The organism is Desulfomicrobium macestii (assembly GCF_014873765.1).
Classification (GTDB): domain Bacteria; phylum Desulfobacterota; class Desulfovibrionia; order Desulfovibrionales; family Desulfomicrobiaceae; genus Desulfomicrobium; species Desulfomicrobium macestii.
Window position 1 is genome coordinate 119,616 of the sequence record NZ_JADBGG010000006.1, and the last position, 22,427, is coordinate 142,042.

At 56.9% G+C, this 22,427-nt stretch carries 21 protein-coding genes and 1 tRNA gene; 10 read left to right on the forward strand and 12 right to left on the reverse strand.

The window, feature by feature from the left end; genetic code table 11:
* Window positions 1-91 precede the first annotated feature (91 nt).
* Window positions 92-1,273 carry a formate-dependent phosphoribosylglycinamide formyltransferase gene (gene purT, locus H4684_RS05835; RefSeq protein ID WP_092192869.1) on the forward strand — a complete coding sequence of 394 codons (1,182 nt, stop codon included), beginning with the start codon at window positions 92-94 and terminating at the stop codon, window positions 1,271-1,273.
* Between the two features lie 237 nt (window positions 1,274-1,510).
* On the forward strand, window positions 1,511-2,044 hold the full coding sequence (locus H4684_RS05840) for a DUF2059 domain-containing protein (RefSeq protein WP_161949152.1): 534 nt from the start codon (window positions 1,511-1,513) through the stop codon (window positions 2,042-2,044).
* A 65-nt stretch (window positions 2,045-2,109) separates the two neighbouring features.
* Here the strand turns inward: H4684_RS05840 and hysD are convergent, their stop codons facing one another.
* The 4 genes from hysD to H4684_RS05860 form a co-directional block, all read right to left on the reverse strand.
* The gene (hysD, locus tag H4684_RS05845) at window positions 2,110-2,577 is read right to left on the reverse strand and encodes a NiFeSe hydrogenase maturation protease (protein ID WP_092192873.1); all 468 of its coding nucleotides are present in this window, start codon (window positions 2,575-2,577) and stop codon (window positions 2,110-2,112) included.
* Between the two features lie 116 nt (window positions 2,578-2,693).
* On the reverse strand, window positions 2,694-4,238 hold the full coding sequence (gene hysA, locus H4684_RS05850) for a NiFeSe hydrogenase large subunit HysA (protein WP_092192875.1): 1,545 nt from the start codon (window positions 4,236-4,238) through the stop codon (window positions 2,694-2,696).
* 15 nt (window positions 4,239-4,253) lie between these two features.
* Complete coding sequence (gene hysB, locus H4684_RS05855; RefSeq protein WP_092192877.1) at window positions 4,254-5,201, reverse strand: NiFeSe hydrogenase small subunit; 948 nt, start codon at window positions 5,199-5,201, stop codon at window positions 4,254-4,256.
* A 348-nt stretch (window positions 5,202-5,549) separates the two neighbouring features.
* Complete coding sequence (locus H4684_RS05860) at window positions 5,550-6,518, reverse strand: hypothetical protein (RefSeq protein ID WP_192623135.1); 969 nt, start codon at window positions 6,516-6,518, stop codon at window positions 5,550-5,552.
* A 128-nt stretch (window positions 6,519-6,646) separates the two neighbouring features.
* Between H4684_RS05860 and H4684_RS05865 the strand changes: the two genes are divergently transcribed.
* The 3 genes from H4684_RS05865 to H4684_RS05875 all read left to right on the forward strand — a co-directional run bounded on the left by H4684_RS05865 (window position 6,647) and on the right by H4684_RS05875 (window position 9,234).
* Complete coding sequence (locus H4684_RS05865) at window positions 6,647-7,513, forward strand: ABC transporter substrate-binding protein (RefSeq protein ID WP_192623136.1); 867 nt, start codon at window positions 6,647-6,649, stop codon at window positions 7,511-7,513.
* Between the two features lie 83 nt (window positions 7,514-7,596).
* Window positions 7,597-8,187, forward strand: coding sequence for an NF038143 family protein (locus tag H4684_RS05870; RefSeq protein ID WP_192623137.1), 591 nt, complete (start codon window positions 7,597-7,599; stop codon window positions 8,185-8,187).
* Window positions 8,188-8,613: 426 nt separating this feature from the next.
* Window positions 8,614-9,234, forward strand: a complete 621-nt coding sequence (locus tag H4684_RS05875) for an NF038143 family protein (RefSeq protein ID WP_192623138.1) — start codon at window positions 8,614-8,616, stop codon at window positions 9,232-9,234.
* Between the two features lie 4 nt (window positions 9,235-9,238).
* Here the strand turns inward: H4684_RS05875 and H4684_RS05880 are convergent, their stop codons facing one another.
* Complete coding sequence (locus tag H4684_RS05880; protein ID WP_092192887.1) at window positions 9,239-9,538, reverse strand: hypothetical protein; 300 nt, start codon at window positions 9,536-9,538, stop codon at window positions 9,239-9,241.
* A 155-nt stretch (window positions 9,539-9,693) separates the two neighbouring features.
* Here H4684_RS05880 and H4684_RS21110 point away from each other — a divergent pair, with 155 nt between their 5' ends.
* On the forward strand, window positions 9,694-10,392 hold the full coding sequence (locus H4684_RS21110) for a FadR/GntR family transcriptional regulator (protein ID WP_192623139.1): 699 nt from the start codon (window positions 9,694-9,696) through the stop codon (window positions 10,390-10,392).
* Window positions 10,393-10,395: 3 nt separating this feature from the next.
* The gene (locus H4684_RS05890; RefSeq protein WP_192623140.1) at window positions 10,396-11,412 is read left to right on the forward strand and encodes an alpha-hydroxy-acid oxidizing protein; all 1,017 of its coding nucleotides are present in this window, start codon (window positions 10,396-10,398) and stop codon (window positions 11,410-11,412) included.
* A gap of 22 nt (window positions 11,413-11,434) precedes the next feature.
* On the opposite strand, the gene H4684_RS05895 is transcribed toward H4684_RS05890, so the two are convergent.
* Entirely contained in the window at window positions 11,435-11,734 is a 300-nt protein-coding gene (locus H4684_RS05895) for a PilZ domain-containing protein (protein WP_092192893.1), read from the reverse strand.
* 199 nt (window positions 11,735-11,933) lie between these two features.
* Between H4684_RS05895 and H4684_RS05900 the strand changes: the two genes are divergently transcribed.
* A tRNA-Met gene (locus H4684_RS05900) sits at window positions 11,934-12,010 on the forward strand.
* A 238-nt stretch (window positions 12,011-12,248) separates the two neighbouring features.
* Window positions 12,249-13,463: a tyrosine-type recombinase/integrase gene (locus H4684_RS05905; RefSeq protein ID WP_192623141.1), complete on the forward strand. Its 1,215-nt coding sequence runs from the start codon at window positions 12,249-12,251 to the stop codon at window positions 13,461-13,463.
* Between the two features lie 98 nt (window positions 13,464-13,561).
* On the opposite strand, the gene H4684_RS05910 is transcribed toward H4684_RS05905, so the two are convergent.
* Window positions 13,562-14,785 carry a hypothetical protein gene (locus tag H4684_RS05910; RefSeq protein ID WP_192623142.1) on the reverse strand — a complete coding sequence of 408 codons (1,224 nt, stop codon included), beginning with the start codon at window positions 14,783-14,785 and terminating at the stop codon, window positions 13,562-13,564.
* Window positions 14,786-15,185: 400 nt separating this feature from the next.
* Here H4684_RS05910 and H4684_RS05915 point away from each other — a divergent pair, with 400 nt between their 5' ends.
* A complete protein-coding gene (locus H4684_RS05915; RefSeq protein WP_192623143.1) occupies window positions 15,186-15,620 on the forward strand; it encodes a DUF2846 domain-containing protein in 435 nt (144 codons plus the stop codon).
* A 171-nt stretch (window positions 15,621-15,791) separates the two neighbouring features.
* Here the strand turns inward: H4684_RS05915 and H4684_RS05920 are convergent, their stop codons facing one another.
* From H4684_RS05920 to H4684_RS05940, 5 genes are all read right to left on the reverse strand, one after another.
* The gene (locus tag H4684_RS05920; RefSeq protein WP_264080938.1) at window positions 15,792-17,477 is read right to left on the reverse strand and encodes a bifunctional sulfate adenylyltransferase/adenylylsulfate kinase; all 1,686 of its coding nucleotides are present in this window, start codon (window positions 17,475-17,477) and stop codon (window positions 15,792-15,794) included.
* A gap of 219 nt (window positions 17,478-17,696) precedes the next feature.
* Complete coding sequence (gene cysQ, locus H4684_RS05925; RefSeq protein WP_192623145.1) at window positions 17,697-18,503, reverse strand: 3'(2'),5'-bisphosphate nucleotidase CysQ; 807 nt, start codon at window positions 18,501-18,503, stop codon at window positions 17,697-17,699.
* Between the two features lie 159 nt (window positions 18,504-18,662).
* Window positions 18,663-20,195, reverse strand: coding sequence for an LTA synthase family protein (locus H4684_RS05930; RefSeq protein ID WP_192623146.1), 1,533 nt, complete (start codon window positions 20,193-20,195; stop codon window positions 18,663-18,665).
* Window positions 20,185-20,967: an SDR family NAD(P)-dependent oxidoreductase gene (locus H4684_RS05935; RefSeq protein ID WP_318779617.1), complete on the reverse strand. Its 783-nt coding sequence runs from the start codon at window positions 20,965-20,967 to the stop codon at window positions 20,185-20,187. The genes H4684_RS05930 and H4684_RS05935 overlap by 11 nt, the downstream gene beginning before the upstream one ends.
* Window positions 20,951-22,426, reverse strand: coding sequence for a glycosyltransferase (locus H4684_RS05940; RefSeq protein ID WP_192623148.1), 1,476 nt, complete (start codon window positions 22,424-22,426; stop codon window positions 20,951-20,953). The genes H4684_RS05935 and H4684_RS05940 overlap by 17 nt, the downstream gene beginning before the upstream one ends.
* Between the last annotated feature and the right edge of the window lies 1 nt (window position 22,427).

Genomic DNA, 22,427 nt, shown 5'->3' on the forward strand with positions numbered 1-22,427 from the left:
GTCAAGCCTTATCCCCACCCGGCTCTGGTCAAACAAAACGAGATAGGCTACGTGGCGGGCACCCTGATACATCAACCCCACCGAGGAAAAAATGGCACAAATAGGCACCCCCCTCTCCCCATCATCCACCAAAGTTCTTCTGCTCGGTTCCGGCGAACTGGGCAAGGAAGTTGTCATAGAACTGCAGCGGCTTGGCGTTGAAGTCATAGCCGTGGATCGCTACGAAAACGCCCCGGCCATGCAGGTCGCGCATCGCAGCCACACCGTCTCGATGCTGGACGGGCCGGCTCTGCGCAGGATCATCGAGGATGAAAAACCGGACTACATCGTCCCTGAAATCGAAGCCATCGCCACCGACACCCTGGTGGAACTGGAAGCCGAAGGCCACACCGTCATCCCCACGGCCCGCGCGGCGAAACTGACCATGAACCGTGAAGGCATCCGGCGTCTGGCCGCCGAGGAACTGGGCCTTGCCACCTCGCCCTACCGCTTTGCCGAGACCTACGAAGAATACCTGGCCGCAGTGGAAGCCGTGGGCACCCCGTGCGTGGTCAAGCCCATCATGAGCTCCTCCGGCAAGGGGCAATCCGTGGTGAGGATCCCGGCCGACGCCGAGAAATCCTGGAAATACGCCCAGGAAGGCGGACGCACGGGCAAGGGCAAGGTCATCGTCGAAGGATTCGTCGATTTCGACTACGAAATCACGCTGCTCACCGTGCGCCACGCCGGAGGCACATCCTTTTGCGCCCCTATCGGCCATTTCCAGAAAGATGGAGACTACCAGCAATCCTGGCAGCCGCAGCCCATGAACGAGGCGGCCCTGACCGAGGCCAGGCGGATGGCCCAATCCGTGACCGAAGCCCTGGGCGGACGGGGAATCTTTGGCGTGGAACTCTTCATCAAGGGCGACACCGTCTACTTCAGCGAGGTCTCCCCCCGCCCCCACGATACGGGACTGGTCACGCTCATCTCCCAGGACCTTTCGGAGTTCGCGCTGCACGCCCGCGCCATCCTCGGCCTGCCCGTGCCAAACATCCGCCAGCATGGCCCCGCCGCCTCCAGTGTCATTCTGGTTGAAGGCGAATCGCGGCAGGTGCTGTTCGGAAATCTTGAGGCGGCCTTAAGCGAACCGGATACGGATTTGCGCCTTTTCGGCAAACCAGAGGTCAGCGGCAAGCGGCGCATGGGTGTGGCCCTTGCCCGAGACGAAAGCCTGGAAAAAGCGCTGGAAAAGGCCAAGAACGCCGCGTCGGCGGTCACGATCCAGCTTTAGAAAACAGCCCGTGATCAGAGCTGCGGATTTGTGTATCCACAGTCCTGATCATGACTCTTCGATGACGATGGCTTCGGGCTTGTTTACGAGCCCTGAGCCCTTGTAATCCGAGATGGCTTGCACTAGGAATTCACGGTCCTGGCGATGTCCGCCATAACATTCTTACGGCAAGATCCCGCCATGCTTCGGTTCAACCCGCGCAAACGGATCGCCCCCTTTGTCCGCCAAGGAGACAACATGTTGAAAAAAATGATTTTTATTGTTTGCTTCGTACTTGCTTGCAGCACCGCCTACAGCGGAGAAAAAGAACATCGGGCACTGGCCGAAGAGCTGATCAAGATCACCGACGGCGACACGGTCATGGAAAAGATGAAAGCCCAAGTGACCATGATCTTCCAGCAGATCGCGTCCCAGATGAACATCCAGGAAGCCGACAAACCCAAGCTGGAAAAATACTCAGCCCGCTTCGACGCCATCCTGAAGGAAGACATGTCCTGGGAAAAGGTTAAGACGCAGTATCTGGATCTCTACACCTCCGTTTTCACCGAGGAAGAAACCAAGGGTCTGGTCGACTTCTACAAATCCGATCTGGGCAAGAAGGTCACCGCCAAGATGCCCGAACTCATGCAGCAGAGCATGACCGTGGCCCGCACCTACATGCAGGGTGTCGTGCCCAAGCTCGAAGAATTGACCGAGGAAATGCGTGTGGATTTCGAAGGCGCAGCAGCCCCAGAGGCTCCTGCCCAGACGGCTCCGGCTCCGAAGCAGTAGACCATTCCGTCCGACCAAGAAAAAGAAGGCTCCCCCGCATAACGGTGGAGCCTTTTTTCATGCCGTCAGGACAGCAGAGTGCGGATCTCTCGCCGAGCGGCTTCAAGAAACCGCGGATACTTCTCCTTGACCGGCTCGGAAAGCTCCATGGACCATTCGCTGATTGTCAGCGGTTCGATACCGATGACCATGAGTTCCGGCTTGTTGCCCAGCAACTCGGCCATTTTCAGGGAATCGAGAAGATCGATGTCGTGAAGGGACAGGCGCTGCTGATAATTGTCCCGCAAATTGTCTTCCGTGAAACGATAGACCGTCCCCGGTTCCCGCCCGCCCTTGACGGTATCAAGGACAAGCACACGCTCATATTCCTGAAAAATATAAAAAATATCCTGCGTGAAGGTGGCCCCATCCAGGAAATCGACCTTTTCCGGATCCCATTCCTCCTCCAGAGCAAGATCCTTGACCGCGTGCACACCAGCGCCGTCGTCAGTCAGAAGCAGATTGCCCACTCCAAGAACCAAAAGTCGTTTCATGCCATGTTCTCCAGATCCAACGTTCTCCCGGCGTCAGTCGCATTCATGACTTCCATGCCGGGCGCACTAAAAAAAAGGGCCGGTTTCCCGGCCCTTCATGGTTCAGTCAATCCGCGTTAGTCAATGTTGACAACGTGTTCTTCACCGGTCTCAGCGTGCAGCACGTGCACGGCACAGCCCAGTCACGGGTCGTAGGAGCGCACCAGGCGCCCCACATTAACGGGATTCTTGATGTCGGGAACCGGCACACCGATGAGGGCTTCCTCGATCGGGCCGCGCTGTCCCATGTCATCCCTGGGGTTGGCGTTCCAGAGAGTCGCGGACACGATCTGATAGTTCTCGATCTTCTTGTCCTTGATCTTCAGGAAGTGCAGCAGTGAGCCGCGGGGAGCTTCCGTGAATCCGGTGCCTTCTGCGGCGTCCGGAATCTCGGACTTGACGTAGGTCTCGGCTCCGGGCTGAACCTGCTTGAGCCATTTTTCAACGGCCACTGCGGTAAGCCAGGTTTCTTCAGCACGAGCCACGTGGCGGCCCATGATGGAGAAAGCCTTGTCGCCCAGATCGCGGAAGTTCTTGGCTTCGATGCCGTAAAGTTCCTTGAGCAGTTTCTGGCCAACGGGGCTGAGCTCGGGGTTCTGGACCCACATGCGGGCCAGCGGACCGACTTCGCAGGGCTTGTCCTTGTAACGGGGAGCCTTGACGAAGCTGTACGCACCGGGTTTGTCCGGGTTGGGATTCGTTTCACCGACGCTGTAGTGCAGGCCGCCGGGAGCGGAATGGTCAAAGAAGGAATGTCCGACATATTCCTTGACCAGCTTGGAATCGAATTCCTCGTCCTTGCCGTCGATATATACGCCAGGCTTGAGCAGGAAGGTCTTGTAATCATCGTCTTCGGGGAAAACGCCGAAGGCGATGACGTTCTTCCAGCCGATGCCGGTCTCGAACAGATCCGTGTAAACGGAACCCAGGGTGTAGATCAGAGGCAGATATTCCTCGATCACGAACTTCTGGACTTCCTTGAAGCGGGCCGCGTATTCCGCGACTTTGTCCGCCGTGGGAATCTCGGTTGCACCGCCCACGACCATGCCCTGAACATGAGGCATGCGACCGCCGAACATGGCGACCATCTCATGACAGATGCGGCGGATTTCAAGCGCCTTCAGGTACTGGTTCAAGCCGTAGGTGTTGGTTGCATCGGCCTTGGCCCCGTCCTTGATGCGATCCGTCAAAAGATCCGCATTGGCGTAACGGGGAACAAAGGGAGAGACATCAGGACCCTTGACGTAATCCAGGGCGGCCAGGTGATAGAAATGCAGAATATGAGACTGCAGATAGTTGGCGCCGAAGATCAGGTTACGGGTGATGCGGCCGTTGGTGGTTACTTTGACGCCGAAGGCGTCGTCCTGGGCCATGACGGAAGCCGTACAGTGCGCCGTGGGGCACACGCCGCAGATACGCTGTACGATCTGGGAAGAATCCCTGGGATCGCGGCCGCGCAGAATCTGCTCGAACCCGCGGAACATTCCGCCGGAACACTTGGCATCGACGACCTTGCCGTCCTTGACTTCAACCTCAATCTTGAGATGACCTTCAACCCGGGTCAACGGATCGATGGAAATCTTAACTTTCCCGTCAGCTGCGGGAGTAGCTGCTTGTGACACGTGCGTCCTCCTTGATTATTCCGCTACATAGAAAGGAGACTTTCCGTCCGGAAAGTCCGGTTCCACACAGCCGATACACACGGCGTTCTCGACACACCAGTTGATGCCGTTGTTCCAGCGACGCTTGGCGCAATCGGCATAGGTGGACGGACCCTTGCAGCCAAGTTCGGCCTTGCAACCGGGCTTGGTGAAGGTTTCCGCGAATTCGGAGTTGTCGTATTTATCAAGATACGGACAGTTCTCGTGGATGTTGTCGCCGAAGAACAGCATAGGACGTCCGTCATCATCCAGTTCGGGCAGGGGATGCTCGGTGGGATTCAGGACGTGGCTCCATGCGGCAACCAGCGTGCCGACCATCCAGTCCGGATGGGGCGGACATCCGGGCACGTTGACCAGCAGTTTTTCGATCTTCTCATCGGCAAAGAAGTCACGCACACTCTTGGAGCCGGTGACGTTGCCTTCGGCGGCGGGAATGCCTCCGTAAGCGGAACAAGTGCCCACGGCCACGGTGGCCAGGGACTTGGGTGCCAGATCCCGGATCAGTTCCATCATGGTGACTTCATGATGATGCCCCTTGGCATCCAGAGTTTCACCGACAATGCAGTAGCGACCTTCCTTGGCGGTGGGGATGGCACCTTCCACCAGCAAGAAAAAGTTGCCGTTAAACTTTTCAGCAATTTCGTACATGTGCGCCAATGCCATCTCACCTTCACTTGCCATGACGGTGGGATGGAACTCAAGGCTGATCACATCCAGCAGAATCTCCTTGATTCTGGGATGGACTGCATTGAGAAGAGAAACGGAGCAACCAGTACAACCCTGTCCCTGTACCCAGATGACCGGAGCTTTTTTGGCCCCTTCGGTCATGGCGTGCACGATGCCCGGATGATAAATCTGGGAAATTCCCAATCCGGCGACACCTGCGGAGCACAGTTTTACGAACTCACGTCTGCTAAGACTCATACCCTCCTCCTTCAAAAAGGTAATAGCGTGCAGAGACTTCGGCCTTTTTTTCACGAGCGATCAGATATCCTTAAATTTCTTGATATGTCAACGGACTTTGGATCGAAAATCATGATCGCGATAATCTGTTCGCCACAACATGGACAGCGTGCGACTTGTTAACTTTTTCACATGCGTCGTACCTGAAAAATATTACACATCTTAAAATCGTAACACTAGCGCTTCTTCGTTTCAAATGACTGAAGCGCAAGACGCTACACTCAGAAGTGCAAGCTTCCTAAAAAATGACTTCGATTAATTTTCTGTTCAGGCGACGTTTCGATACATGCAAGCTGCGAGGCAATGTTTTCAGTCACGGCGTGGAAAATAGGCGTGTGTCGAGTTGTGCTGCCATAAAAACTGGTGGATGTGATAGCCGTCGGAAAAGAAAGTCACCGACCCTAGAATGGGTTCCGGAGAACCAGGATTTTTTCCGTAGACATAGATGAAGCGGTTGAACCGAAAAAGCGGACGTCTTAGCCCCATGGACTCGGCATGCAGGATGAGATGTCCGCTTCCCGCACGATCATCCTCGATCCAAACCTTCCCGGCCTTGCCCATGGAATATTCGCCGATGTAATTCTCCTCCACGAATTCCTCCGTGGCCACGCCATGCATGAAGCGTGATTCCGCGCCATGTTTGAGGGCGTCTTGTCCCGATTCATTGGCCAGCACGGTCACTCCGGCGCGAGGAACGACTTGCCCTATCGGCACGGCACTCTTGGCGACCGTCCGAGACACAGGAACGGGATCATGCACGACTTCCGGCGCTGACACGTTCTGGACGCGAGATTTCGGGTTTGCGCGGGGCACGGTTTCTTCCGGCATGGTTTTCTCCGAAACATTGCTATGAACCGGGCGTTCGTGGGTTACAGGCGCGGACATTTTTACATCCGGGGAAGGAACTGGAACCGACCGTTCCGTCTCGGCCACAGGGACCTCGACAGGAGCAGGCGCGACTAGCGGCTCGGCAGGAGGGGTTGGGGCGGGCGTGACAATGTCCAAAAGAATGAGCCTGTCCTGAATCAACTCCTGCACAGGCCGAAAATCAGCAATCCAGCCACCGAAAACATGCAGAAGCAGCGACAAAATAACACAGCCTGATAATTCAAATTTTGTGATGCCGAAAATATGACCAGCCTGTGCAGGTCCATGTGATTTGCTTTCCGAAACATCCTGATCGGAACCAAAAAAAGCCTGAAAACTCGTCACGGAAGGAATCATGTTGTTCTTTCCTCCGACCCGTGATAATTTTAAAAGAATATCAAAGCGTTCCACGGGAGGCGGATATGCTGAAGCTGTTCTTGACAATGCTCATAATGTGCAATGCAACATCCGACGCTGCTGCAACTCTAACAATAAGCATCGTTCACAGCTATCACAAGGAGTACGCCTGGGAGCAAAGTTTGACCAGCGGCCTTTTGGACACCTTGCCCCAAAACGCGACTCTCGATCATTTCTATCTGAATACCAAGCGCCTGCCCAAAACCCAGCACGAGGAGCGAGCAAAAGAAGCCTTGCGTCACCTGACGTCAAGCCGGCCTGACCTGATCATCCTCTGCGACGACAATGCGGCCAAGTATCTGGGTCCGCACCTCAAAAACAAATCGATTCCGGTTGTTTACGTGGGGCTCAACCGCAATCCCAGAGATTACGGCCTCTTTCCGGCCAACAACATGACCGGGATTCTTGAACGCCCCCTGCTCAAGCGTTCGCTGCACTCCATGTGCCGCCTGGTCAATACGGAAGACACCAAGGTGCTCATTCTCTTTGACTCGGACTCCACTTCCGATGCCGTCCTGCACGAGGCTTTCAAGGGTGAAAAGTCTTTTAATCTTGGCAAGGTACGCGTGGAACTCAAACAGTTCGAATTGCTGGAAGACTGGCAAAATGCGCTGCTGAATGCCAAATCCGAGGGCTTTGACACCGTTTACATCGGCCTCTACCATACATTGCGCAACGGCATGGGCGAGCACGTACCGGATGAAAAGGTGATCGCCTGGGCCAGCGCCAACGCCCCCGTGCCCATTTTCGCTTTTTGGGATTTCGCGGTCGGCGAGGGAAAGACTATTGGCGGGTATGTACTGAACGGTCGCGACCAAGGTCTGGCAGGCGGCCAGATAGTGTCGGAAATTCTCAGCGGCGTCGCGCCTGCGGAAATTCCACCACGCTCCGCAAAAGAAGGCTCCTACAAGTTCAGCATCCATGAGATGACGCGATTCGGCATCGTGCTGCCGCAAAAAATCAGGGAGCAGGCAGTTCTGGTGCCTTGAAGCATGATGAAACCACGCGCCCGAAAGAACCACCAGGAACCACTCCTTGACCCGAAGCAGGTCACTCATTACCAGCCTTGTCCATGAGCATAAAAAACGCCGACCAAAAAAAGCAGCATATTCTGGAACATGAATCGCAGTTGGCCAACCAGTTGGCCTTGCAGGTTCTTGAAAAGCCCAAACCTCCCATCTGGATGATCTTTGTCCCGATCTTCTTTGTTTTCTTCGTGCAGAAGATGAACCAGTACAAAAGCGGCCTGACGGAATTCGTGGACAACTACCTCAAATCACGACGTTACGCCCTGGAAGCGGCCCTGGAAGCCGAAGAAACCGGAAGGCCGGCCAACGTGGCCGGACTTTTGGAAAAAGTGGGCAACATTCCGGAACAGGCAAAGCCTCTTTTCGCGGAATGGATGAACGTCCTGGTGGACCACTACCGCTTGCTGCTGACCTCGCAAGGCAACAGCCATTCCAAGTTGGTCCGCGCCGGCTACCAAAGCAAGACGAATTATCTTCTGTTCTGCAATTGCCTGAACAAAGCCGAAAATGCATACAGCATGGCCCTTCTTCCTGAAATGGACGGAGACAACCAGGACCTGCATCACGTCATCCAAAAAATAAACGTCTGTGTCACGAATCTTCGCCGCCAGGATGCCGACACAATTTTCTCCTAAACACAAAAGCGCAAAAGACACCTTAAAAAAAGACCGCAATCCGGTCTCGCTTAAACAATCACCAATCTAAAGGGGCAATACCGTATTGCAATACGGCGTTGCCCCTTTCATTTAAGAATAATTATTCTTCATGTATCTGCATAAGCGAACAAAACAATTCATGCTGCACGCACGCACTTTGCGAATGGCCACAAATCAAAGCCTTGGCTATCTTTGACATCACACACGCACGCGTCAATACAACATGAAATTCATTTTCTTAGGGCAATATATCCGAATTTTTTGCGAAGCCTGCGCATCCTCAGGAGATAAATCCGATTTGAGTTGATTCAAGTCGAAAAAAAATCTACCGTCAGTTATCCACATCAACCTCTTTGCGACTGATCCACCAATCAGCACATACACGCACTGGAGTTGACAACACTGATGAACACACCGTGCACGGAAGAAAAAAAGCGAATTATTCTAGATCAAGAAACCAAAATGGCGAACCGGCTTGCGTTGATGGTCCTGGAAAAACCCGAACCACCCTTTTGGGCCAGTTTCATCCCCATGGTCTTCGTTTTCTATGCTCATAAATTGAAGCAGTATTCATCTGGGCTAGACGAATTCGCCCACAACTATCTGACTCTTCGGAGGAATGCCCTGGAAAGCGCCATGGCGGCCAAAATGGCGGATTCAGTAGTGAACGTCGACAAGCTATTGGAAAACGCAGGAGACATGCCCCCACCCGCCAAACCCCATTACCTCAGATGGATTACCCTGCTCACGGCCCACTACCTGTTGCTGCTGAATTCTCAAGGGAACTGCCATGCGGCACTGGTTCGCAGCGGATACGAAAACAAAGCCGCCTACCTGTCTTTTTGCGCCTGCTTCATCGAGGCGGAACAGGATTTCAACCTTGCACTGCTGCCGGGAATCGAGGGAGAGGCTCAAGATCTCTTCGAAGTCGTGCAAAAGATGAACATGGGCATAGCCAGCCTGACCCTTCATGAAGCCGAAATGATTTTCCCCCCGGACACGCAGGCCTTGAAGTCGGCCTCCTGACAAATCACAGCATCTCTTGCATCTGAGTAAAAAAATCCCCACGCTCAAAAGCCGGAGCATGTGCTTTTTCCAGTCGGTCCAGGCTCGCAAGAAACCCTTCCCACCCCTCGATTTCCTCGATTTTGCTCCTGTCGCAAAAGATCTTGAATCGCGTTCCCTTGGGACATTTTGTCAGATTTATCTCGAAGCTGTGGCCCTGGTTGTACACTGTCCAATGTGCCGACCAACTGCTCCGGTCGCCCTCGGTCTTCTTGTATTTTTCAAAAAAAGCCTCGAATATTTCGACAATTTGTTTTCCATCCATCTTTTACTCCTTTCGATCCTGCATGTTTTTCGGCCAGTTGCATTCCCACGGAAGAAAAAAGCATTTTCCCCGCTCTTCGGCAACCCCCAAGCGGAGACTTGCCCTTTGACCAGCTTCGGGCGTATTGGTAGGACCAATTTCACGGGAGAAAAACTGTGACAATATCCATCAGACAAAAAAGAATCTACGAAGAAATCACATCACGTCTGCAAACAATGGAGCAAAACGACGATCTCAAACCTGGGGACCGCCTGCCACCGGAGCGTCAACTTGCCATAATGTTTGGAGTTTCTCGAAATTCTGTGCGGGAGGCAATCAAAAGCCTGGAGCAGCACGGTGTTTTGATCAGCAAGCCAGGGGCAGGCACCTACATTGCCGAAAACAGCCAGGCAAACCTGGCCATGGCCATGGGAGACGCCTTTGCACGAGAGAGGCACCGTCTGGACGATATCTTTGAACTGCGCCTCCTGCTTGAACCTCAAATCGCCCATCTGGCCGCCCAGCGCATCACGAAAAAGGAGCTCCAAAAAATGCAGTCGCTTATCAGCGCCTACACAAAAAACATGCGGGATGGTCTCCCCGTCTATTTCTACGATCAGGCGTTTCATGACGCCATTGCTGCCGCAACGGGCAACCAGTCCATCACGCTGCTCATGGACCAGATGCACGAACTGCTGCGCGAAAGCCGGGACGAAGCGCTGCAATCATCCGTTCGCAGCGCCAAATCGCTGGAGGATCATCAAAAAATCCTGGAGGCCTTGAGCATGCGCGATCCGGAGCGTGCCCGGGAAGCCATGACGGACCACCTCAAGCATACCAGGGAAATTGTTTTCACTTCAACCACGGGAGAATGAAAAATGAAGGAAGTACGTAAAACAGCCCGCGACCTGATGACCGGCTACTGTCGTGTCTGCCCCGTCTGCAACGGCAAGGCTTGTGCCGGAGAAGTCCCGGGCATGGGCGGACTCGGCACCGGATCGGCCTTCATGGCCAACGTGCAGGCCCTGGCCAAAATCACCTTCAACATGCGTCTGGTGCATGAAATCACCGAACCCGACACCAGCACCAGCATCCTTGGAATGAACCTGTCCATGCCCGTCATGGCGGCCCCCATCGGAGGCATATCATTCAACATGGGAGGCAAACGCACTGAAGAGGAATACATCAAGGCCATCATTGACGGGAGCAGGCAGGCAGGAATCATCGGTTGCACAGGAGACGGAGTGCCGCCCGTCATCCACGAATCGGGCCTGGCTGCCATCGCGGCCGCCGGAGGACACGGCATTCCCTTCATCAAGCCGTGGGAAGACGCCGAACTCTACGAAAAACTGGCCAAGGCCAAGGACAGTGGAGCCACGATCGTAGGAATGGACATCGACGCGGCCGGCCTCATCACCTTGCGCAAAATGGGCCGTCCTGTTTCACCAAAATCGGTGGACACGTTGCGGGAAATAATTGCCAGGACCGGAGTGAAGTTCATCATCAAGGGCATCATGACACCGGAAGACGCCGCGTTGGCCCTGCAGGCCGGCGCAGATGCCATTGTGGTTTCTAACCATGGCGGACGAGTGCTTGATCACACGCCGGGAACAGCCGAAGTATTGCCGGCCATAGCCGAGCAAATGAAAGGAAAGCTGGGAATAATCGTGGACGGCGGGATACGGGCCGGAGCTGACGTGCTCAAGATGCTCGCGCTGGGAGCGGACGCGGTCATGGTCGGCAGGCCGTTCAGCATCGCGGCCATGGGCGGTCTGACCGAAGGCGTTGTCGCCTACAGCGAAACGCTTCGCACCGAACTGATGCAGGCCATGGTCATGACCGGCACGGAATCAGTGGCGAAGATTTCCCCTGCGCTGCTCTACGGCAAGGCTTAAAAAAAGGGCCGGAAAACCGGCCCTATCCTCTATATTTCAACCCGGTCTCGTAAACCGGCAACCCGCGCTCCGGAATTTCCTTGCTCCAGCATACAGCCACTGGGTAGCGGTCGAATTCACCCATGGATGTCTCTGGGGAGTAACCTTCCAGGGAGAGCTCAAGCTTGGCGTCCTTCTGGATGGGCGTACGGGTTTTAAGGCACAGGCCACCGTCGCTGTAGTTGATCAAACGGGCATACTGAGTCTTGTTCTGCCCTTCGTAGACATAACGGACAGGCACCAGGCAATCTTTTCGAATATGCATGCGCTTGTTTTCAGACATTGGATCCCTCCTCGCGTTTTGCCCTGATCCTCATGGATCAGGAGTGAAACTCTCACAATTTGGACAGGTAATTTCATAGCCGATTCAAGCAGAAGAGGCAAATATTCTATTCCTGAAAATATCTTCAAAAAAAACTTGCCATTTGCAAACCTGCTCTATATTAACCGACTTCGCTTTCGGGGCAACTCAAAGCGAATACGGCGAGGTAGCTCAGACGGTTAGAGCATGCGGCTCATATCCGCAGTGTCGGGGGTTCAATTCCCTCCCTCGCTACCAATACACAAAAAACAGCCCGCTTTTGCGGGCTTTTTTTTGTTTTCACCCCACCCACACTCCATTATTTCAAGCAGTTATACATCCGTCTCTTCAGCTGCTTTCATTTCCCTTCAATCTGTGTAAACTTCCGTCCGGGGGCCAAATTCGGGCCAAGCCCCCAAAAAGCCCCCGTCGATACAAATTCGGCCCCCACCATATACAGGAACCGAACCCAGAACCCATTGAACACGGGAACCATATGGCTCTAAATATCAAACAAATTGAGGCACTAAAGCCGTCAGAAAGGCCCTACAAAGTTGCTGATTCAGGCGGCCTGTATCTTGAAGTCTCACCTGCCGGTGGAAAGGCCTGGAAATTGAAATACCGCTATCTCGGAAAGGAGAAAAAGCTATCCTTGGGGCGCTATCCGGTCGTGTCACTGAAAGACGCCCGCGACAAGCGCGACGAAGCCAAGCGTGCCATCAATTCCGGCAAGGATCCGGCGGCTGAGAAAAAAAGGGCCAAAGTCGAGGCCAAGACGGCCATGGAGAACACTTTCCAGGCCATCGCGGAAGAATGGACGAGCCGTCACTTCGTAAACAAGGCCCCTGCGCATAAAGCCCGAGTCGTCTCCCGACTTGAAAAAAACATCTATCCTTATATAGGGAGGAACCCTGTCACTGAAATCACGCCTGCGGACATCCTCCGGGTCATTCAGCTTATAGAGAAGCGCGGCGCCATCGAAACCGCTCACCGGGCATTGCAAAACATCAGCCAGGTCATGCGCTACGCGGTGGCGACCTGCCGCCTCACCATCGACCCCACCCCTTCGCTGCGGGGCGCGCTGCTGCCCGTGACACCCTCACATATGGCGGCCCCGACCACTCCTGGTGAGGTTGCCGGATTTCTCCGCATCATAGACGCCTTCACGGGCGGACAAATTGTGTCCGCCGCCCTACGCCTGCTTCCCCTGGTTTTCGTCAGACCAGGGACCTTCCGAAAAATGGAATGGTCGGAAGTAGACCTCGAAAAGGCCGAGTGGAATATCCCTGGGGAAAAAATGAAAATGCGGGAAGCTCATCACGTTCCGTTGTCCCGCCAGTCGCTGGAGATATTGAGGGATGAGCTCAGGCCGATCACAGGCCAAGGAAAATACGTATTCCCCGGAGGACGCACGGCGGACCGGCCAATGTCCGAGTCCGCCATCAACGCAGCGTACAAGCGTCTCGGCATCGACACCAGGACCGAACTGACCGGCCACGGCTGGCGAGCAACCGCACGGACCCTGCTGCATGAGGAACTGGGCTTTGATCCGGTGGTCATTGAACACCAGCTTGCGCACCGCGTTGCCGATGCCTTGGGGACTGCGTATAACCGGACTCGCTTTCTGGCCAAAAGAAAGGAAATGATGCAGGCTTGGGCCGACTATCTGGATAACTTACGATCCCCGGATGCGCCAGCCAAAGATATCTGAGCTGGAAGTTTCACTTGAGGGGAACTTCAACGGGATCGGGGGGGCTCAGGAACGTCTGAAGCAGACCGTTCCCTCCTCGGGCCCTGCGTCACGGCAGGTCAGAATCCCAACTTGGGACCAGATTTTTTTGATTGCAGTTGCTCCGAATCATGACTCAGCCTTTCCTCAACTCGTCTGCAGGCTTCGCCAATCTGATTCTCAACCATCGTCCCTACTACGGCATCATTAATCTCTTCGTAGTTGAAACCTTGCTTTATTCGCCGCTCCACATATGAATCCAAATGCTCCTTGGCCAGATCAGGGTCCGCCTGCACAGCATAGAATATCAATTCATCAAGAGCTCCCGTACACAATTCAGCTTTCCGTTTAACTTCAGCCAATTCTAACCGGACCGGCTCAATTTCCCGTTCGAGATTCGATTCTCGGGCTGCCACTGCTTCTTCCCAGGCCCTTAGCTCTCCCTCGATATTATGATATCGCTCCACCTCGGCGACTATCTCCTGCAATAACGATTGAGCATTCTCGTATTCCTTCATCAGGACCGCGAGCTTGGCTTGTTTCTTTTGGTACATCTCCTGAATCATAGCCAACTCTTGCTCTTTCTGGGCAATTTCTCGGGGAAGGTCCTCATGCAATCGCTTCACTGTTCTATGATTAATTTTATTCCATTCATCACCATTGGATTGGCGTTCCACTTTTTGAATTCCACGTTTGATACCCAGATGCGCGAATGGCCTAGCACCAATGTCTTGAAGTCGTGCGCAGTCGCTCGGTTGCATCCTGACTTTGGAACCTTTGAACGTCACTGCTGTCGTTTGAGCCTGACAGTGCGTGGCAGTTTCATCCCGATGCACCACCAATGAAACGACCTCGACATCCATGGCATGGGCAACGTCCATTACAGCCTGCACAAATAGACGATCTTGCTCGGTGTATTCCAGTTGATCGATAATTTTTTGCGCTTCGTATCCGAATCCGATCAGGAGTGAGTACGCCACGACGTCACCTCGCGAATACTTTTGCCTGCACGCTTGTTTCGCGCTCCAAGCCAGTTTGATGGACTGAGGATCCTTGGACTTCAGGGCCTTGGCGTAGTTAAGCGCTGCGCGTTCCCGTGCCTTGTGCTTGAGGGCTTCATTTTTAAGGTGCATTCCAGAACATTCAGGAGCAACCAAAATCGTGCTGTTAAGGTGCGTCCTGCTTTGATCCACATAACCGGGAATCGGGTGCTCCTTAGTCCCAATTCGGTGATCATGAGAGCGCTGCCCAGAGTATTCCCCAGCGTCTCGGCGGTCGATTCGGGTGACAACGGTCAGGCTCATTCGAGGATGAACTCCCTTGTTATGGCTGGTCCCAAAAATTGAGTAGGTTTTACTTGTATAACCTACTATACAAGTAAAATTATTCAATCAATTTTTTTAAAATGTACAAAAATATCTAATGATAGTCAATTTTTAAAACTTCGGATTAAATTGCGTATTTAATTGAAATAAAAGCCAAAAAGACTCACCGCCAAGATTCCCTCCCAGGTCGTTAACAAAATATAAATGGTTTGAAATTATCGGGAGATTGGGTTCTTAGAGCGCCTATAAATAATCCACCCGAGCGGAAGATCTTAGAAATTTGCAATATTTGTCCTTCCGCGATAACTTGCAAAGCCTTCATCGAAAAGACAGGCTCTGGACTTCAGTTGCGAATTTACCCCCTTAGAGCGAGGTAACAATGAACGTATTCTCCGGATTTCGAACTCTCATCCTGTACGCGCTTATTTTTCTGGTCGCCGGTTGCGTCACCACGACTCCCTTCACAAAAACCGAGACGGTGCAAGGCAAGTCCCTTCTTTACATTTTCAGGCCCGACAGTCTTCTGAGCCGTGGAAGCCAGGTCCGGGTAGATATAAACGACCAGACCAAGGGCGTTTTGATCAACAAGAGCTACATCGCCGTGCAGGCAGACCCCGGAAAAAATACCATTACACTGCGGGTCAACGACTTCATCGGCAACACTTTAGACTCCATGGTCCTGGAGACAAAGGCCGCAAAAGCGTACTTCATTAAAGCCGAACCCGGAGTGTTTGGCGCCTTTACTCTCGTGGAGCTGGACGAAGAGACCGGCATGCGGGAAGTTTCCTTGACCGAGTCCTATCAAACCAACTGACCCGCACAGTCCGACAATACAGTAAGCGGCCCGGTTTCCACCGAAACCGGGCCGTCCCATTTTGCGCCTCCGCGTCAGCAGGGTGCGTTGGAAAAATCATTTTTGATGCCGCGAGTATTCGGGGCAGGTCACCCTCCCCTGGCCAGAAGTCAACATCAGCCTGCAAACCACCTACCGGATATAGCCCTGCTCCTCCAGAAAGAGCAGGATGACCTGCGCCGCTTCGACGGGCGTCATTTCGGTGGTGTCGATGGTCACCTCCGGGTTCGCCGGGGGAATGTAGGGGTCGTCGATGCCCGTGACGCCCTTGACGAGCCCGGCCCTGGCCTTGGCGTACAGCCCTTTCCTGTCGCGCTGCTCGCAGACCTCCAACGGCGTGTTCATGAAGACTTCGACGAATCCCCCTGACTGACTGATGAGATTGCGGTTATGCTCCCGCGCCTCGGGATAGGGTGCGATGGGGGCGCAGATGGCGATGCCGCCGTTCTTGGTGATCTCGCTGGCCACGAATCCGATGCGGCGGACATTGAGTTCGCGATGCTCCTTGGAAAAGGTCAGCTCGGACGAAAGATTGCGACGCACGATGTCGCCGTCGAGCAGGGTCACAGGCCGGTCGCGCATTTCCAGGAAGCGCGCCAGCAGGACCTTGGCCACCGTGGACTTGCCCGCCCCCGACAGCCCGGTCAGAAAGATGGTGAAGCCCTGCTTGCTGCGCGGAGGGTGCGCCCGCCGCAACTCCTCCACCACGTCGGGAAAGGAGAACCAGTCGGGGATTTCGATGCCGTGCTCCAGCCGGTGACGCAGCTCCTGCGAGGTGATGGCGCGCACGTTCATGCCCTCCTCCACCTCGTCTTCCGGCAGATATTGGGCCTTCTCCTCGACATAGACCATCTCCCGCATGGGAATCATGGCGATGCCCGTCTCGCCCTCGTGAGCGCGGACCAGTTCCTGGGCCGCGCCTTTGGGATAGAAGGTGTCACCGGTTTCGGCAAAGGGATCCGCCTGATCCCCTGCCACCACGAAATGGGTGCAGCCGTAATTGCGACGGACCATGGCCTGCAGCAGGGCCTCGCGCGGTCCGGCCTTGCGCTGGTACAGAGGCACGAGCCCGAGACTGATCATGGTGCGGGGGAACTGGCGGACAAAGGCCTGGTAGGACCGGATCAACGTGTACTGGTCCAGATCGCCGTGGTACTGCACGCCCACGGCAGGGTGCAGCAGGATAGACGCACCGGCCTCGCGCGCGGCCCGGGAAATCATCTCCTTGTGCGCGCAGTGCAGATGCTGCTCGCTCTGAAAGCCGATAACCTTGCGCCAGCCATTCTGCGAAAACCGGCGGTGCATTTCCGACGGGGACAACCGGAGATCCTGGAAATCAAAGTGCAGGGGCAGTGAAAGCCCTTCCAGGCTTCCGCCGACATAATACCGGCCGGTGTTGGACAGGAGAAAGCGCACGGAAGGGTGCGCCGCCGGGTCGGCAGTCCCGAAGACTGCCGCCGCCTCCCGTTCAAGGTCCGGGATCCATACGTCGGACACCTGAAGGATTGCCAGCAGAAAACCTTCCTGATCCCTGAGCGCCAGCTTGCTCCCTGCCTCAAGCATCTGCCCAGTCTCAGAGGAAACATCCAGGCAGACCGGCAAGGGCCAAAGCTCTCCCGAGGCAAGGCGCATGTCCGACAGGACGCTCTCGTAGTCAGCCCGGTCCATGAAACCCTTCAGGGGAAAGAACGCGCGGTTCAAGAGCAGTTCGAGGTCGCAGAGCTGGCGGGTCTTCAGGTTGACCGAAGGAAGGGCCACCGCCTCGGAGCGCAGGGCCTCGGCACGCTGGAAATGGACGAGAAGCGATTCACTGTACATTGTCTGCCCCATAACAGTTCGTGTTGTTTGAGTCCGGTTAGAGCGCTTGCTACTTTTTGAATAATCAGACTGCTTACAAAATTTCAGGCATTCCCGAGGCCGTTCAAAAACCGTTCTGGCAAGGCGTGAAGTGATTTTGGAGGGTGAAGTGTAGCCGTCTACATGAAGCCTTCAAAATTGCTGAACAACGCAGTCCAGAACGGATTTTTCAACGGCCGATTAGCGTCGTTCGACAATAAAGAACGGGTTGAGCAACTCCGGCTTGTTGTAGGCCAGCGGTTCCCCAGTGTCGACCCGGACCACGGCGCACCCCGCGCAGGCCGCCACGGCATGCCCCGCTGCCGTGTCCCATTCCATGGTCGGACCGAGGCGGGGGTACACGTCCGCCGAACCTTCGGCCACGAGGCAGATCTTCAGGGAGCTGCCGATGGAGCGGACACTCACACCTTCATGCTCCTTTTCTCTCTCAGACACGAAAGCGGCGAACTCCGGTGTCTGGTGGGAGCGGGAACCGACGATGGTGTAGACTCCGCCTTCCGGCTGCGCACAGGGCAGGGAGCACGAGGCGGCAACCATTTCACCCAGAGGTCGCCCGGCATACGTCGAGGCCATGCCCAGCTTGTAGGCCCCCGCTCCCTTTGCAGCGAAATAGAGCGTATCGAGAACCGGTGCGTAGACCACGCCGAGCACTGGGCACCCGTTTTCGATCAACGCGATGTTGACGGTGAATTCCCCGTTGCGCTTGATGAACTCCTTGGTGCCGTCCAGCGGGTCGACGAGCCAGAAGGTCGTCCAGTGCCGGCGCTCATCGTGCGGGATCCCCCTCCCCTCCTCGCTCAGGATAGGGTGCTCGGTGTCCTGGAGACGCTCCTGGATGCAGGCGTGCGCGGCCCTGTCGGCCAGGGTGAGGGGGGAGTTGTCGGCCTTGGTTTCGATGCCGAAATCCGCGGAGCCGTAGATGTCGAGGATGGCTTTTCCTCCGGCCATTGCGGCATGGATGGCGGTCAGCAGGTCGTTGTGGCGCATGATGTGTTCCAAGTTGCTTTGCGTTTCGTGACAGAAGATGGCTTCGGCCTGAAGACGAAGGCTGCAGGTGTCCGGTCATTTCGAAGAACTGGATTCCCGCCTGCGCGGGAATGACATCCTGCCGGTGCCGGTCTGTTGTGCGTCGCACACATGACGTCCTTACCCGTGCGCCCCTGAAAGGAAAAGCCACTCGCCGGCCAGTTGATCCATTGCGAGGTCGCGCCGGTCTGTACCGACGTTTCCGCCGCTGCTCCACAGGACGTATTCGACATCTCCGCAAGGCGTTCCCAGTTCGGCGTAAACCCTGGTCATGATGGGGACGTGGTCACCGTACCAGCACAATTCCACGGACCGGTCGCAAGCTGACGCTCCTTCGGCGAGCATGCCGATCATGGCGTCGGCGTTGCGCAGGTGGCGCAGGTAGATGGTCAGGTCGTCGCAGCCGGCGGGCGGCGGGGTGGTGAAGGTGCGCTTCGCATCCCCCGGGTTCACTTTTTCCAGGTGCAGCGGGCCGTGGTTTTCCATGGTGATGGCGAAGATAAACGTCGGTTCCTCGGCCTTTTGCAGGGCGTCAAGGACGGTTTCGGCCAGGGACGTGTCGCTGACGTACGGGCCGAAGCGCCGGGCGCCGGCAAATTTCTCGATCCCCCAGAAATCGTCGAATCCCATGCGCGGCATGACCTTGTCGCGCAGGTAGAAGCCCCGATGGTACGGATGGATGCACAGGGTGCGGTAGCCGTGCGAGCGCAGGACTTCGGCCAGGGTCATGACCTCCCAGCCTCGCGCCAGGGCCCGGTACGGGTTGAAGCGGTGCGCTCCGAGCAGGGCATTGTCCACGCCGGTCAAAAAGGAGAACTCCGTGCGGATGGTGTTGGCTCCCCAGGCCGGGACGCGCAAAGTGCCCCAGGCCCGTGCCCCGGCCTTGACCCTGTCGTACTCGGCCAGCAGCTCGGGACGTATGCCTGGATAAAGCCGACGGGGGTCGAAAAAGGATTCGCTCTGCACTGCCACCATGTGGGGCAGAGGCTCATGTGTTTCACGAGCCGAAGAGGCGATGCGTACATCCAATCCCTCGAAGGCTGAGGTCACGGCCGGGAGCGTGCGGCTGGACACCCCGTAACGCCAGAGGCTGGCCACGAAACCACAGGCGCGCAGGTCTTGCCGGGGGGTGAAGCTCATGGACAGGGGGCGTCGTTCGGCCGCCCGTACGCAGGCCAGGCCCACAGCCGCCACGGCGCCGCCGCCAAAGGCGGAGGCGCTCCAGTCGAAGCGCAGGAGGGATCCGGCCTGGGTGACGGCGAAATAGAGCAGCGCGAGGCCGCCCGCCACCGAAATCAGGAAGTTCCCCCAGCCGAAAAAGGGGATGTAGAGGCGCGGGTAGCGGACCATGTCCGTGAAATATTCGTAGTCCTGAAAGACGAAGGGTTCGCCCAGGGATGCGGCCTTGGCGTTGCCGACCAGCACGAGGATGAGGAAAAGCACCGCCAGACAGCCCGTCGCCAGCCAGGGGTTGCCCAGCAGCACGGTCAGGATTCCGGTCATGACGGACAGCACCCCCGCGTGCAGGGCCCAGGCCCTGGCCGGGCGCGCGAACGACGGCCGAGGGTTAAGAAGCAGCTCCAGGGCCGCAGCCACGAGAATACTCGCTATGGCGGCCGCCACAGGGGCGAGCAGGGCGTGATCAGCGCGCATAGCCCAGCCAGCGCACGATGCGCGTCGACAGGGCCGCAGGCAGCACCGCCAGCCACCACGTGCCCCAGTTCAGGGGGAAGGGGAAGCTGATGCGCGCCCGGTCCCGCTCCAGGCCCCGGCGGATGCATTTCGCAGCCCGGTCGGGGGGCCAGAGAAAGGGCTTGGGGCCGGGCATGTGGTCGCACATGGCGGACGCGACGTAGCCGGGCATGACCACGCTGACCCGGATGCCCCTGGGCCCGAGCCACCCGCGCAAGGCCTCGCCGTAGGCCTTCAGGGCCGCCTTGCTGGCGCTGTAGGACGGCGTCAGCGGCAGGCCGAAGTACCCGGCCAGGGAGCTGAAGATGGCGATCTGCCCTGCCCCGCGCGCAAGCATGTCCGGCAGCAGGGCGTCGATGACGGCCATGCAGCCCTTCACGTTTACGTCCATGAGTGCCTCGGCCTCGCCCCAGGGCTCAGGCTCCCCCGCAGGGCCGACATTGGTATTCATGCCCGCCGCCAGGATCGCCACGTCCGGGGCCCCCGCCGCGCAGACCGTCCGCACCCAGAGTCGCAAAGCGTCCGTGTCGCGCACGTCGCAGGCGTGGACATGCACCTGCGCGCCGGCAGCCCGGCACGAGGCGGCCAGGCTATCAAGAAGATCAACGTTCCTGCCGTGCAGAAAAAGGGTCGCGCCCTCGGTGGCGTACAACCCGGCAAGAGCCGAGCCGATGGCCCCGGTCGCGCCCGTGATCAGGACGCGCCGCCCGTTTCCGTCATTTCGCTTCGCCACGCAGCCTCCTGTCCCGCCGGCCCCAGTGCAGAACCATGCCGAAACCCAGGCAGGCCGTGACGCTGATGGGCAAGAGGACGACATTCCCGGTCATCACCCCAGTCACCGTCGTCAGCACGGCGTAGGCGAGGGAAAACATCTCCCCCCGATGCAGCCAGGCGTCTATTTTCGGCCGCTCCAGGCAGGCCTCATCCCCGCACTTGGGGGTGCGGTTGAACTCCTCGAACACGCCCCGGGCGGCGCGGATGCCGCCCACGAAATAGTACAGGGCCATGGGCAGGAAAAGGCTGACGTAGGCGTAGACATGGGGAAGAGTGCGCAAGACTCCCCTGCCCCTCGCAAAATCCTCCCACATGGGCGATCCGACGATGTTGGCAAAGCCCCAGACGGCCACGAGGGCGAAGAAGGCCAGGGCCGCCAGCACGAACCCGGCGCCCTCGAACTGCATGAAGAGCGTCAGGGGCAGGCTGAGCAGGAACAGGCCGTAGATGGACGCCAGCAAGAGCGACGAAAACATCATGGACATGGCGTGCAGACGCCGCAGCAGCGGCATTTTTTTGCGGAACATGCTTCCGCCGTGGCGGAAGGCGCTGTGCATCAGGCCGCGCCCCCAGCGCTCGCGCTGGACGCGAAAGGCGCTGACCGTCTCCGGCAGGATGGACATGGACACCACGTCCTTCAGGTACGCGTATTTCCAGTCCCCAAGCTGGGCCTTGTAGCCGATGTCCACGTCCTCGGTGGCCGTGGCCGCCTTCCAGCCGCCCAGGGCTTCCATGCAGGCCCGGCGCCAGACGCAGGAACTGCCGCTCAGAGAGGCCATGTTGCCCTCCTCGCTCAGCCCCACGGTGACGAACTGCTGATGCCCCATCTCCATGGCCTGGAACTGCGTCAGGAAGGACGCGTTCCGGTTCTCGTAGTCGATGCCGGTCTGCAGGAAGCCGAGGCTCGGGTCCTTGAAGCAGGGTATGGTCTTGAGCAGGAAATCCGGGGGCGGCACGAAGTCCGCGTCGAAAATGGCCAGGAATTCGGCGTCGATCTGGGCCGCGCCGTAGCTCAGGTTTCCGGCCTTGGAGCAGCGCCGCGAGCGCCGCTTCAGGTAGCGGATGTTCACGCCCCGGGCCGCGTACTCCTCGACCAGGGATTTGGCCAGATCAGTGGTCATGTCCGTGGAATCGTCGAGCACCGCGATTTCCAGCTTCTCCCGTGGATAGCGCAGACTGCAGGCCGCATGGATGAGGCGGCCGATCACCCCGGACTCGTTGCAGACCGGCAGGAAAACCCCCACCCGCGGCAAGAATTCCTCCTCTTCTTGCGGCCACAGGCGGATCTCCGCCAGCTTGCGGCGCTGGGCCTGGCTGGACACCCGGACCATGCGCAGTTCCAGGAGCACGTAGACCGCGAAGCAGGCGATCACGGCGTAGAAGACCAGTTCCATCAGCGTGGCCAAAAACTGCATCATG